This window comes from Ignatzschineria rhizosphaerae (assembly GCF_022655595.1).
Classification (GTDB): Bacteria; Pseudomonadota; Gammaproteobacteria; order Cardiobacteriales; family Wohlfahrtiimonadaceae; genus Ignatzschineria; species Ignatzschineria rhizosphaerae.
This window is the reverse complement of the sequence record NZ_CP093379.1, coordinates 597728-610693: the sequence shown is the minus strand read 5'-3', so window position 1 is coordinate 610693 and position 12966 is coordinate 597728. Positions and strand designations below refer to the sequence as shown.

Sequence of the window (12966 nt, the reverse complement as noted above, 5' to 3'; positions counted from 1 at the left end):
TATTTTATAGGACATATCGATTTTCTTAGGAGTTTTGTGTTGAATACGAATTACCTCGATTTTGAAGCCCCAATTTATGAGCTTCAAACTAAAATTAATGAGCTTCAAAATTGGGCTCAAGACGCTGATATCGATGTTGCTGACAAGATTGATGCTTTAGAAAAAAAGAAGAGTGCAAAATTAGAGCAGATCTTCTCTAAACTCTCATCTTGGGAAGTAACACAGCTTGCTCGCCATCCACTTCGTCCTTACACGTTAGACTACATCAGTTTAATTTGTGATGATTTCCAAGAATTACATGGCGATCGTGCTTATGCCGATGATGCTGCAATTGTTGGTGGCTTAGCGAGAATTGATGGCCGTAGCGTTATGGTAATTGGTCACCAAAAAGGCCGTGATACTAAAGAGAAAATTAAACGTAATTTTGGAATGCCGCGCCCAGAAGGTTACCGAAAAGCCCTTCGCTTAATGAAACTAGCTGAGCGCTTTAATGTTCCTGTTATCACGTTTATTGATACTCCAGGAGCATATCCTGGTATTGGGGCTGAAGAGCGTGGACAAAGTGAGGCTATTGCTCGTAACTTACTTGAAATGAGTAAGCTTCGTGTGCCTGTTATCTGTACAGTTACAGGTGAAGGTGGCTCAGGCGGGGCTCTAGCAATTGCCGTAGGTGACCGTGTGATGATGCTTCAATACTCTATCTATTCAGTCATCTCTCCTGAGGGTTGTGCTTCTATCCTTTGGAAAAGTGCTGAAAAGAATAAAGAAGCAGCTGAAGCAATGGGCGTTACGGCAGATAAGAATAGGGATGCAAAATTAATTGATGCCATTATCACAGAACCTAAAGGCGGCGCACATCGTCACTATAAAGAGATGAGTGATAACATTAAGAAAGAGATCAATACCGCACTCGATCAGCTTTCAGCATTATCAGTTGATGAGCTTCTCGAACAACGTTATGAAAAAATTATGGCTTACGGACAATTTAAAGCGAAATAATCCTAGGCTCTTGAAAAGACGATTTTATCTACATAAAATCGTCTTTTTACTTCCCTGTTTTATCATTGAATACTTTAAAAATTATCCTGACATTTTCTCTCAAAAGAGACAGTAAAATTTTTATTTGCTATTTATTTTAAAATATTATTAGAGCTATAAAGGTTAACGACTATCATGGAAAAATTTCTCCCTTATCTTCAAAAAATTGCCGATACTTTAGATCGATTAGAGCCATTTCTTCCCCCTGATAATAGTCATATTGATTTTGCAAGCACCCAAGCTTTTCGCTGGGTTAAAAGACAACACTCCTCTTTTGGTACCTTACTCCCTATTAAAAACCCTGCTTATGTCGATTTTAAGCAGTTAAAAGGGATTGATCGCCAAATTAGTCTTATCCAACAAAATACCGAACAATTTATCCAAGGACTTCCGGCAAATAATGTCCTCCTTACCGGTTCTCGTGGTACAGGGAAATCATCTATCGTCAAAGCTGTATTAGCGAACTATCACCCACAAAATCTCAAAATGGTAGAAATTGATAGTGATGATCTTAGTGATCTTCCTGAGCTTTTAGAACTACTAGAAAGTAAACCGCATTATTTCATTATATTTTGTGACGATCTCTCTTTTGAAGCAGGAGATTCCTCCTATAAACCATTAAAAGCAATGCTCGATGGGTCCTTATCAAGCCCTGCTAATAATATTTTACTATACGCTACTTCAAATCGCCGACATCTACTGCCCGAATCAATGCAAGATAACCTCAATCAATATGAAGCGAAAGAGATTCACCCTCAAGAAGCCATTGAAGAGAAAATCTCGCTCTCTGAGCGCTTTGGACTTTGGCTTAGCTTTTATCCACACTCTCAAAATGACTATTTAGCCATTGTAAAAAGTTGGATTAATGAATTTGATGCAGATATTGAATATAATGAACAAGTAGAACGAGCAGCACTGCAATTTTCACAAATGCGTGGCTCAAGAAGTGGAAGAGTTGCCTACCAATTCGTGAAAGATTATATTGGTAGCTATCATCTTCAAAATAAACGATAAACTCTATCTCGATATAGATCAAAGAGAAAGGAAAGTAAAACATGTCGACCTATATGGCTAAGGAAATCTTAGATATCCCTAATGTAATCGAACGACAACATGAAGAAAATGCTGCGGTTTTAATCGAGCTTGCAGAATATCTTAAAAAAGCAAAGCCAACACAAATTATTACCCTTGGTCGAGGCAGTTCTTACAATGCTTCTATTTATGGGAAATATCTCTTTGAAACAGGTCTTGGTATTCCTGTTTCAGTGGCCGCACCTTCCCTCTCTACCATCTATAAGCAACCACTCATTGCAGATAATGCAATTTTAATTGTGACTTCTCAATCAGGGAAAAGCCCTGATCTTGTTAATTTTGCACTCATGATGAAAGAGCGTGGCACCAAGATCATTGGGATTATTAATGATGAAAAATCACCTCTTGCTAAAGAGTGCGACTTTCTCTTTGGTATCAAAGCTGGTGAAGAAAAAAGTGTTGCCGCCACAAAGAGCTTTGTAGGTAGCCTCTCGATTTATGCCGCAATTTTTGCTGCATGGGTGGAAGATAGCGAGCTTGCTGATGCTCTTCTTAACCTTCCATATGCACTAGATCAAGCAGTCAATAGTGAATGGCCTGAATTAATCGAACATCTCTCTCATGCTAAAGACCTCTTTGTAATCGGCCGCGGCGTTGGCTTAAGTGCGGCCGTAGAAGCAGCACTTAAACTTAAAGAGACCTGCCAAATACACGCCGAAGGGATCTCGGCTTCTGAGATTTTCCACGGTTCAGTATCGCTGATTACCCCTCAATACCCTATTATTAGCTTTATTGGCTCAGACTCATCACGTGAATCATGTTTAGAAGTTAATAAAAAACTCGAAGGCTATGGCGCAAAGGTATTCTCTCTTGACCATAAAGAGAGTAGTGAAACAACTTTAGTAGTGCCAAAAGTTCATCCACTTTTGCAGCCACTAGTACAAATTACAGCTTACTATAAAGTGATTGAAAAACTTTCAAACCATCGTGGTCTCAATCCTGATATTCCACCAAATCTGAAGAAAGTCACAGAAACACTCTAAGTAGCCTCTTATTTTCAAATAATGCACCATGATTACATTATTATTCATGGTGCTTATAGAACAAAATAGCGAACTTTTAATATGATGATTAATCAATCACAAGCTTACGCATTATTAGCCCCATCGATCTTCGATGGGGTTATTTTACATCCAAATAGCGCACTTTTAGTTCATAAAGATCGTATTATTGACCTTGTACCTCAAGATATAATCCCTAGTGAATATATACAATACAGGCTTGACGGCACCTTACTTCCAGGATTTATTGATCTACAAGTCAATGGAGGTGGCGGCATTCTTTTTAATGATAAACCCAGCGTTGAAGGCCTAAAAGAGATTCTAAAATCTCATCAAGCATTAGGAACAGCAGCGTTACTCCCTACACTCATCACTGCAGATGATCAAACCATCTTATCGGGATTAAAAGCTGTTCAAACGGGTATTCAGGAGAATATTGAAGGATTATTAGGGATCCATATTGAAGGTCCCATGATTAATCCTAAACGCAAAGGGATTCATAAACTTAGTAATATTCGGACCTTATCCCCGCCCATTATTGAGAAAATCTGCCATCACAATTTCACACGACTAATTACATTAGCCCCTGAAATGGTCTCTTTAAAACTTATTGAAAGACTCTCAAACGCAGGGGTGATTGTCTTTGCTGGGCATACCGAAGCATCACCAAGCTTACTTAACGAAGCAGTTGCAGCAGGCGTAAAAGGCTTTACTCATCTCTACAATGCAATGCCCCAAATGAGCTCTAGAGATCCGCAAACAACAGGATTTGCCGTGCAATCAAAAGAGACTTACGCTTCAATTATTCATGACACTTACCATGTTGACCCCCTTATGGTTAAAATTGCCTACCAAAGCAAACCCAAAGGGACCCTATTTCTAGTGAGTGATGCAATGAGCTCAATCGGTAGCAATCAAACAAGCTTTATCTTAGATGATCAAACCATTTACGTAAAAGAGGGACGCCTAACCAATAAAGAAGGAACACTTGCCGGCGCACATGTTGATATGGCAACATCAGTACTTAATTCAGCCGCACTTTTAGATATTCCTCTAGAAGAAGCTCTTGCAATGGGAACCTCTATACCTGCAAAAATCATTCAATCAAATCAATATGGTTATCTTAAAAAAGGCTATAAAGCTGTTATTAATCAGCTCAAAGATGGTAAAATAACGTCAGTTTCTTTAAAAAAATTCCGCTAAGTAAGGTTATCCCATGAATGGTATTATTCTGATTCTTGTATGTTTAATTGCTGGAAAAGTCGTCACACAGATGATTACCTGCAAGACAGAATTTATCTACTCCCTCAATCGAGTAGCCATTACAATAGCACTACCTGCATTAATTTTAGATAAAGTTCACTCTCAAGCCTTCTCTTTAGAGGCTATTTTTCCACTACTCTCTCCATGGCTACTCTTTTTCCTTACCGTGATACTCGTTTATCTCATACGGATTTTTATCCCCATGTCACGGGTAACAATGGGAACTTTGATTTTACTTGCGGGTACAGCAAACACCTCTTTTGTTGGCATTCCCCTTATTCAGGCGATGATGGGAACGGAAGAATATCTCGGTATTGCACTATGGATTGATCAGTCAAACTTTATTCTCCTATTTACACTAGGCGCTTTTATTGCCGACTTCTATAGTGGTGAAAAAGTTTCTATTACAAAAAATTTACGTGTTTTAGCGAAATATCCACCCATTGTAGCCCTGGTGCTTGCATTTTTACTAAAGCCATTCACATACCCTGAATTTATCAGTTTTACCTTAGAATCTTTAGGCGCCCTCATTACCCCTTTAACAATGATCTCTGTAGGGGCAAGCTTAACTCTCCCTAGCAATAAACGCTTGGTAGGCTACCTCTCTATAGGGCTACTTATCAAACTCATTCTGCTACCACTAGCTGCATTTGCAAGTATTATGTTTATCTACGCATCGCCTAATATCTATATTAATCAGATCGTTTTAATGCAAGCAGGAATGGCACCAATGGTGATTGCGGTAATTATTGCGTTAGAAAAAGGCTTAGATGGCGAGCTCGCTTCCATTATGACTGCAATTGGTATCCCGCTCTCTTTCCTCACAGTTCCGCTTTTCTACTACCTCATTATCTAGTAATAATACTTTACGGAGTATTAAAGTCTGTTGCTTTGACTTTACTTATTAACTGCCAATTTCTCTTTACTTTTAACGGCAAGAGATCATTAAACCGAATAAGAAAATTTTTTATAGTAAAATCGGTTCAAAAGAAGCTAACTCAAATATCGGCACATCAGCTATGAGAAACAAGGAGTTGGTCCTATCCGGCACCTTGCAGACCTGTTTAATACACTCTTTTATCAATTAATGCAAAGCTGGGGCGAATATTTCGCGAACTTTCTAAAACCCCGCACCAGCAATTTTTCTTAAACCAAATTTACTATACTACTCACAAATAGAGGATTACACTTCTCTTCCACTTTTAATATAAACGATCATCACTATCATAAGTTAGGATTTCACATACTCACTATTTTTTGTAAAATCTTCAAAATCAAAGAGATCTGTATCGCATAGTTGTGATAGTCGAATATTCTTTGTCGCACGGAAGATATTTTCAATACGCCCTGGCACCCTAGCCTCCCATTCTTGTAATAGCTTCTTCACTTCTTGACGCTGTAAACCATCTTGTGAGCCACAAAGATTACAAGGAATGATTGGGAATTCTTTGATATCAGAATAAGCTTGAATATCTTCTTCACTACAGTAACTAAGCGGTCTAATGACAATATTATCGGCATCATCACTCCGAAGTTTTGGCGGCATTGCCTTCATCGTGCCACCAAAGAACATATTCATAAAGAGCGTTTCAACAATATCATCACGATGATGACCGAGCGCGATCTTATTAAAACCATGCTCTTTTGCATAAGTATAGAGCGCGCCACGACGTAGGCGAGAACAGAGGCTACACATTGTTTTTCCCGCTTCAATTTTAGAAGTCACAATTGAATGCGTGTCTTGCTCAATAATATGAAAATTAACCCCTATACTTTTGAGATATTCTGGCAAAATATGCTCCGGAAAACCCGGCTGCTTTTGATCAAGGTTAACCGCCATAATCTCAAAAGAGATCGGCGCATGTTTCTGCAAAATAAGCAAAAGATCAAGCATCGTGTAAGAATCTTTCCCACCCGATAAACAGACCATAATCCGATCACCCTCTTCGATCATCTTATAATCCATAACAGCATTACCTAATTGATGACGAAGACGTTTTTGAAGCTTTAAAAAAAAAGTATTTTTTTCCTGATCCATTTCATGCTGATCGATCGCAGTAATATCACCTTGTAGAGGATTATCTTCGATTTTTACAGATGCATTTAAATCTTTAATATTGCCCAACATATCTTTCTCAAACTTCCATCATCAACATTATTAAGACAGGGTATTTTACGCTAGAATGCCCCTAAACGGTAGCAAATCTTTCATAAAAAAAGCTACTCTCAAGGAGTAGCTTCTTAACTAATAATATTCGCAATACTGCTTTTTACGACATAATATCAACTTTAGGTGGCGCACTCATATCTAAAGAAGGATCATCATGTTTAACATCCATTCCTCGAACCGGACGACCTTCCATAATATCTTCTACTTGTGCTGCATCAATCGTTTCAATCTCAAGTAAAACTTCTGCCATCTTATGAAGTTTATCTAAATCTTCTTCAAGCACTTGAACCGCACGCGCATAGTTACGATCGATAATTGCACGGACTTCTTCATCAATCTGTCTTGCCGTAACATCCGAAACGCCTGCGGCATGACCTGATGGCCCACCAAGATAAGACTCATTGCTATCAGCATATGATCTAAAGCCCATCTTGTCAGATAATCCCCACTCGGTCACCATCTTCTTCGCTAAACCCGTTGCATGCTGAATATCACTTGCAGCACCTGTAGTAACTGCATCATAACCAAAGATCATCTCTTCAGCGATACGCCCACCAAACACCATTGCGAGCTTATTTTCAAGCCATTTACGTGGCACACTCACATGATCTCGCTCAGGAAGCGTCATCGTAACTCCTAAAGCACGACCTCGAGGAATAATCGTCACTTTATAAACTGGATCTGATTTTAAGCGATATCCAATAATGGCATGACCTGCTTCATGATAAGCCGTTAACTTCTTATCATCATCTGTCATCTGCATTGAATTACGTGCAGCCCCCATCATGATCTTATCTTTTGCTTCTTCTAAATCATACAGCGTCACTTCGCTCTGATTTTTACGTGCTGCAAAAAGCGCTGCTTCATTGACAAGGTTTGCAAGATCAGCCCCAGAGAATCCAGGCGTTCCACGAGCAATTTGCTCAATATCGACATCACTACTTGCTGGTACATTACGTAAATGAACTTTTAAGATCGCCACACGACCCTTCACATCAGGTAATGGCACCACAACTTGTCTATCAAAACGACCCGGGCGAAGAAGCGCTGGGTCAAGAACATCAGGGCGGTTTGTTGCGGCAATAATAATGACGCCTTGATTATCGCTAAATCCATCCATCTCAACAAGTAGCTGGTTTAATGTCTGCTCACGCTCATCATGACCACCGCCCATTCCTGAGCCACGGTGACGACCCACAGCATCAATTTCATCAATAAAGATGATGCATGGTGCGTGTTTTTTCGCCTGTTCAAACATATCTCGAACACGTGAAGCTCCTACCCCAACAAACATCTCCATAAAGTCAGAACCTGAGATAGTGAAGAATGGCACTTTAGCCTCTCCGGCAATTGCTTTAGCAAGGAGCGTTTTACCTGTCCCTGGAGAACCGACCATTAAGATACCACGAGGAATTTTACCACCAAGTTTTTGAAATCTTCCAGGATTACGTAAGAAGTCTACAATCTCTCCAACTTCCTGCTTTGCCTCATCAGCACCTGCAACATCAGCAAAGGTGGTTTTAATCTGATCTTGCGTGAGCATCTTCGCTTTAGATTTACCAAAGCTCATCGGCCCACCTTTTCCGCCACCACCAGATTGACGCATCATAAAGAGGAAGAATCCTAATAGAAGCAAAATTGGCAATAGATTTAAGAATACAGAAAGGAAAAGACCTTGTGTACGAAGTGATTTCCCTGTGAACTTCACATTTTGGTCCATTAAGCTTTGTACTAATGGTCCATTATTAGTTTCAGGGTTAAACGTTGAAAAACGAACGCCATCGGAAGTCACACCTTCAATGCTAGCACTATTAGCGCCACTCATCTGAACTTCCCGAACCTGTCCATTCTCTACTTGTTTTAAAAATTCTGAATAGGGGATTTCTCTACCCCCGCTGCCGCCAAAGCCCTGGAATAGCATAAATACAAAAATACCTATTCCAAGCCATAAAGCTATATCTCTTCCTTTGTACTTCAAAAGATTAACCTCGATTTTATAGTTGAAATCAATTGTAATGTGTAAACATTCTAATGAAGACTTTTATTCACCCTAGCTTCACTAGATAAGCGAATCTTCTTTTCAGAACTTCGTCTTATTTTCGCTTACTCTTTTTACCAAAAAGCCATATAGAAGTCTATCACGCTTTGAGAGTAATTCCTCATAATCTGAGGGCTTTTTTCTCCTTTTCAAGGAAAAAACTGATTAAATATTAAATGAACACGATTTAAAGAATCTTAAAGCTAGAAAACACTCCCTTTACGAGCCTTTATATCCTTTCGCTAAAAGGTAAATTTCTGCACTTCTCGCTCTTGATGCTTTCGGTTTACGTGTCACAACTTTCGTAAAATTCTTTTGGAGCTCTTTGTAATACTCTTGAAAACCCTCTCCTTGGAAGATCTTCATTAAATAATCCCCGCCAGGTTTTAAATTGCCTTTAATAAAATCTAACGCCAGTTCCAAAAGATACATTGATTTCGGTTGATCAACGCCTTTAATACCACTCATATTGGGTGCCATATCTGATAATACAACATCCACCAAGCGGCCATCGAGCTTTTCTAAAAGTGCTTCTAAAACCTCATCTTCACGAAAATCCCCTTGAATAAAGTCAACACCAGCAAGAGGATCGATTGGTAGCAAATCAAGTCCAATCACTTTTCCGTTATGTCCTACACGATGCATTGCATATTGTGACCAACTACCCGGCGCTGCGCCTAAGTCGACAACCGTCATCCCTTGACGAAAGAGCTTATCCTTTTCATCAATTTCTTGTAATTTATAAATAGCGCGTGAACGCCATCCTTCGCGTTTAGAGCGTAATACAAACTCATCATCCATATGCTCTTTTAACCATCTTGTACTACTTGCGCTTCTTTTCTTTGCCATAATCTCTTATCTCAATACTTTAATCGATAGACTTGATATAAAAAGGCTATTTAATAATAACCCTCTTTCTCAAGATCTATAAAATTCTCTATCACTTTTCTTTATCTATTTATCAAGCCTTCAACGACTCTTTGCACCATTTTAATAGTTACTTATCACAAAGATCTTTAAAGAGAGCCTTGCTAATTCCCTTTAAAACGCCTATTCATTAGCCAATCTCATAACACTTAAATTTTTTACTCTCTCGCCAACAGATACAAAGCTTTTCCTAATTCATAAATAGAATGCTTATCCCTATTTTTTAGGGCAAGATCAATATCACTTTATTGATTCCTAAAATAGATTCCTTTAATAACAATTATAGTCTAATGACTATCGTGCTGATATCTCAATTTTCAACCTATCTATTTTACAAGATCCTCCTACTCTTAAAACCTATTTGATAATCTCCTTACAACTTACGCTTCATAAAAGCCAGTAGGATCTTATAAAGAAGAGAGGGACTTTGTTCTTATACCATTGAGATCACTCTTTCTTCTCTTTAGCACTTTCAATCCGAGCATTAACCTCATGATATTGTAATAATATCGATTTTCCTCGCCCAACAAGATAAAGTGCGCCTGCAAATCCAAAAAGCAATAAAACAGCTAACTCAACGCCTGGTGAGAGATCCATAAAATATAAAATTATCAATAAGGTAATACCGGCAAAGAGCATCCCAAAAGCCAATACCTTCAAACTGTTAAAAAGATGACGGAGCTGCTCATTATGTGATACGCTTGTCTCTTTATTTCGAGAACTATTTTCATTATTCATGACACAAATTAAACTCACAATGGAACACATTAAGTTCCTTAAAGGCAAAGCCCATCATCTTGACCCTGTCCTTATTTTAGGAGACAAAGGGGTTACGGAGAGCTTTATTAAAGAAGCGAACAACGCGCTTTCACACCATGAACTTATTAAAATCAAGCTTGCAGGACGTGATCGCGATGAGAGAGAGTCTATCACAAATGAGCTTGTTACGGCATTAAATGCAACATTAATTCAAAAAATTGGCGCAATGATTATTCTCTTTAAAAGAAATCATGAAGAGCCAAAAATCTTCTTTAATTTCAAATAATGAAGCTTTAAAGCTTATTTAGCGATCAATATCTTACAAAAATAGAGGATTCAAAATCCTCTATTTTTTTGTCCTTTTTAAATGCCCCTTAAGTTCTTTAAAAAACTCATGGATCAATAACACCATAATGATAAAATTTTAATGCTATTGAATACGCTAATATTTTTCAACCTAAGAAAAGATCATCTATTTATCTACTATTGATTAAAGATCTAACATCTCTAATCTTTTTACTAAATCTTTTGCGGGTAAATACCCTGCAAGAATAGAGCCATCACCTAAAAAAATTGCCGGCGTTCCTGAAACACCCATCTCAATTCCTAATTGATACTGATCTTGAATAGGGTTCGTACAACTTGCGGCTTTAGGTGCAGCGCCGCCCTTACCTTCTGCAAATGTTACCGCACCATCTAAGGCCGCTTTTCGATCTGAAGCACACCAAATAGAGACTAAATCCGTATACCCTTGTGAAGCTAAGCCTCTAAATGGGAAACCGATATAGCGGATAGTAATCCCTTCTGCCAAATAATCATCCATTTGTGCATGAAGCCTACGGCAAAATGGGCAATCTGTCGTGGTAAATACCGTCACGACATATTTTTCATTAGGGGCTTTATAAATCACCATATCTTTCTCATCAAGTGTGGCAATTTTCTCTTTGTTTTTAGCATTTACATAGCTTTCGCTCAAATTGATGCCTTTCACAAGATCAATGGCATTACCTTCTAACATATACTTACCATCTTTTGATAAGTAGATCGGGTAGAGACTCTCTTTAACAAATACTTCATACATCCCATCTATAACCGATGGTTGTACTTTCTCAACAGTAACCCCTTGAATAAGGTTATTAAAATGTTCAAGATTCGCCTCAGCTGTCGCAACACCTGATAACCCTATGAGCATTGAACTTGCAAGGAGTAATTTTTTCATAAAAGCCTCTATCTGAAATGATCGTCTCTAATAAATGGATATTCTACTAAATAATAATAGGGTGAGTGTATCTGATTCACTTTCAAAGTAAATAAAATGAATAACTATTTAAACATCTTAATCACTTCAATATCAGATCAATACCATCGAAAATGTCCTATTGAGCAATCTCTCACCTATTCTCAACTAATTTTCGATGGTGACCAATAATCATACTAAAAATCATCACTATCGTCACTTATCCTCTAAGATGACTTATCCTCTAGGATGATTTAACGCATGCAATTTCTTCAAGCGCTCTTTGGCAACATGGGTATAAATTTGGGTTGTTGAAAGACTACTATGCCCTAGCAACAATTGCACAACTCTTAAATCTGCCCCATTATTCACAAGGTGGGTTGCAAATGCATGACGTAATGTATGGGGGGAGATTTCGCCTTGAATGCCCACCTCTAAGGCATACTTTTTAATTACATACCAAAAGGCTTGCCGTGACATCGCAGCACCACGATTACTCACAAAGAGTACATCACTCGATCGCCCCTTTAAAAGCACAGATCTAGCATGTGAGATATATTCACGAACAGCTTCCAGCGCTACTTCACCGATAGGTATTAAGCGCTCTTTATTCCCTTTTCCAATCACCCTCACATAACCGACCTCAAAATTAATCTGGCTATACTCTAAAGAGATCAATTCTGTAACACGAAAGCCACAAGAATAGAGAATCTCTAACATCGCATAATCACGAAGCCCTAAAGGCGTAGTTAAATCAGGCGCATTTAAAAGCGCAACAACATCTTCAGGAGATAATGTCACAGGAAGTGGTTTATGAAATTTCGGCAGCTTTATAGATTCAGCAGGATTATCCTCTCGTAACTTTTCTAAAATTAAAAAGGTATAAAAATGCTTATAACAAGAGAGATAACGAGCTAGACTTCGTGGATTGCTACCTTTTTCTAACTCACCCTTAAAAAACTCCTGTAAATGAGATTCTCTAGCCTCCATTAGACTAACCGCTACAGGCCTTGCAGCTAAATAATCGCTTAACTTATTTAGATCTCGCATATAAGAGTCATCCGTTCTCTCACTAGCCCCTTTTTCAAAAAGGAGCGCATCCCCAAATCGATGAATCATCATCAAATCACTTTTGATCGTCATGACTAGGTACTTTACGCCTCCCGGCATCTATCGCTTATCTTAAGCCAACATTATAGAATCTAATATTAAACAAGAATCTAACGCTAAAATCTCTCTTTCCTGATGTTTCAAGCGGAAATAGTGCAAGACATTATAGCAAACTCCTTTCCTTAAAAGGGGCTTCATTATTTAATCTTGAAATTGCTTTACTAAAATCTATCTATCCTCATTAACTATAGATTTAATCTATGAAATAATACTGTTTTGATGGATTATCGGCTATCATAACCTCATTTCTGAACAATGAATATCACTATTA

General features: G+C 38.3%; 12 protein-coding genes. 6 read left to right on the top strand and 6 right to left on the bottom strand.

Annotation, left to right across the window (positions count from 1 at the left end):
* The first annotated feature begins 39 nt into the window (after positions 1-39).
* The 5 genes from accA to MMG00_RS02765 all read left to right on the top strand — a co-directional run bounded on the left by accA (position 40) and on the right by MMG00_RS02765 (position 5250).
* Positions 40-999 (top strand): acetyl-CoA carboxylase carboxyl transferase subunit alpha, encoded by a 960-nt coding sequence (accA, locus tag MMG00_RS02785; protein WP_242151087.1) that lies wholly within the window; start codon positions 40-42, stop codon positions 997-999.
* 174 nt (positions 1000-1173) lie between these two features.
* Positions 1174-2052: an ATP-binding protein gene (locus MMG00_RS02780; protein ID WP_242151084.1), complete on the top strand. Its 879-nt coding sequence runs from the start codon at positions 1174-1176 to the stop codon at positions 2050-2052.
* A 41-nt stretch (positions 2053-2093) separates the two neighbouring features.
* Entirely contained in the window at positions 2094-3113 is a 1020-nt protein-coding gene (locus MMG00_RS02775) for an SIS domain-containing protein (protein ID WP_242151081.1), read from the top strand.
* A gap of 81 nt (positions 3114-3194) precedes the next feature.
* Positions 3195-4334 carry an N-acetylglucosamine-6-phosphate deacetylase gene (gene nagA / locus MMG00_RS02770; protein ID WP_242151078.1) on the top strand — a complete coding sequence of 380 codons (1140 nt, stop codon included), beginning with the start codon at positions 3195-3197 and terminating at the stop codon, positions 4332-4334.
* Between the two features lie 13 nt (positions 4335-4347).
* Positions 4348-5250, top strand: coding sequence for an AEC family transporter (locus tag MMG00_RS02765; protein ID WP_242151074.1), 903 nt, complete (start codon positions 4348-4350; stop codon positions 5248-5250).
* 375 nt (positions 5251-5625) lie between these two features.
* Here the strand turns inward: MMG00_RS02765 and ttcA are convergent, their stop codons facing one another.
* The 4 genes from ttcA to MMG00_RS02745 all read right to left on the bottom strand — a co-directional run bounded on the left by ttcA (position 5626) and on the right by MMG00_RS02745 (position 10267).
* Complete coding sequence (gene ttcA / locus MMG00_RS02760; protein WP_242153252.1) at positions 5626-6432, bottom strand: tRNA 2-thiocytidine(32) synthetase TtcA; 807 nt, start codon at positions 6430-6432, stop codon at positions 5626-5628.
* Positions 6433-6664: 232 nt separating this feature from the next.
* Entirely contained in the window at positions 6665-8542 is a 1878-nt protein-coding gene (ftsH, locus tag MMG00_RS02755) for an ATP-dependent zinc metalloprotease FtsH (protein ID WP_255837386.1), read from the bottom strand.
* Between the two features lie 279 nt (positions 8543-8821).
* Positions 8822-9451 (bottom strand): 23S rRNA (uridine(2552)-2'-O)-methyltransferase RlmE, encoded by a 630-nt coding sequence (gene rlmE, locus MMG00_RS02750; RefSeq protein WP_242151067.1) that lies wholly within the window; start codon positions 9449-9451, stop codon positions 8822-8824.
* 525 nt (positions 9452-9976) lie between these two features.
* On the bottom strand, positions 9977-10267 hold the full coding sequence (locus MMG00_RS02745; protein WP_242151064.1) for a hypothetical protein: 291 nt from the start codon (positions 10265-10267) through the stop codon (positions 9977-9979).
* On the opposite strand from MMG00_RS02745, the gene yhbY reads away from it, so the two are divergent.
* Positions 10266-10574 (top strand): ribosome assembly RNA-binding protein YhbY, encoded by a 309-nt coding sequence (yhbY, locus tag MMG00_RS02740; protein WP_242151061.1) that lies wholly within the window; start codon positions 10266-10268, stop codon positions 10572-10574. The genes MMG00_RS02745 and yhbY overlap by 2 nt on opposite strands.
* 204 nt (positions 10575-10778) lie before the next feature.
* Here yhbY and MMG00_RS02735 read toward each other — a convergent pair whose 3' ends face one another.
* Together MMG00_RS02735 and xerD are read right to left on the bottom strand one after the other, a co-directional pair.
* On the bottom strand, positions 10779-11507 hold the full coding sequence (locus tag MMG00_RS02735) for a thioredoxin fold domain-containing protein (RefSeq protein ID WP_242151059.1): 729 nt from the start codon (positions 11505-11507) through the stop codon (positions 10779-10781).
* 255 nt (positions 11508-11762) lie between these two features.
* Positions 11763-12668, bottom strand: coding sequence for a site-specific tyrosine recombinase XerD (xerD, locus tag MMG00_RS02730; RefSeq protein WP_242151056.1), 906 nt, complete (start codon positions 12666-12668; stop codon positions 11763-11765).
* Positions 12669-12966 lie beyond the last annotated feature (298 nt).

Bases quoted from the DNA above. Each gene is read 5' to 3' on its own strand.
- rlmE (WP_242151067.1), bottom strand. From the start codon at position 9,451: ATGGCAAAGAAAAGAAGCGCAAGTAGTACAAGATGGTTAAAAGAGCAT.
- MMG00_RS02765 (WP_242151074.1), top strand. From the start codon at position 4,348: ATGAATGGTATTATTCTGATTCTTGTATGTTTAATTGCTGGAAAAGTC.
- MMG00_RS02735 (WP_242151059.1), bottom strand. From the start codon at position 11,507: ATGAAAAAATTACTCCTTGCAAGTTCAATGCTCATAGGGTTATCAGGT.
- xerD (WP_242151056.1), bottom strand. From the start codon at position 12,668: ATGACGATCAAAAGTGATTTGATGATGATTCATCGATTTGGGGATGCG.
- MMG00_RS02745 (WP_242151064.1), bottom strand. From the start codon at position 10,267: ATGAATAATGAAAATAGTTCTCGAAATAAAGAGACAAGCGTATCACAT.
- ttcA (WP_242153252.1), bottom strand. From the start codon at position 6,432: ATGGATCAGGAAAAAAATACTTTTTTTTTAAAGCTTCAAAAACGTCTT.
- yhbY (WP_242151061.1), top strand. From the start codon at position 10,266: ATGACACAAATTAAACTCACAATGGAACACATTAAGTTCCTTAAAGGC.
- MMG00_RS02775 (WP_242151081.1), top strand. From the start codon at position 2,094: ATGTCGACCTATATGGCTAAGGAAATCTTAGATATCCCTAATGTAATC.
- MMG00_RS02780 (WP_242151084.1), top strand. From the start codon at position 1,174: ATGGAAAAATTTCTCCCTTATCTTCAAAAAATTGCCGATACTTTAGAT.
- nagA (WP_242151078.1), top strand. From the start codon at position 3,195: ATGATGATTAATCAATCACAAGCTTACGCATTATTAGCCCCATCGATC.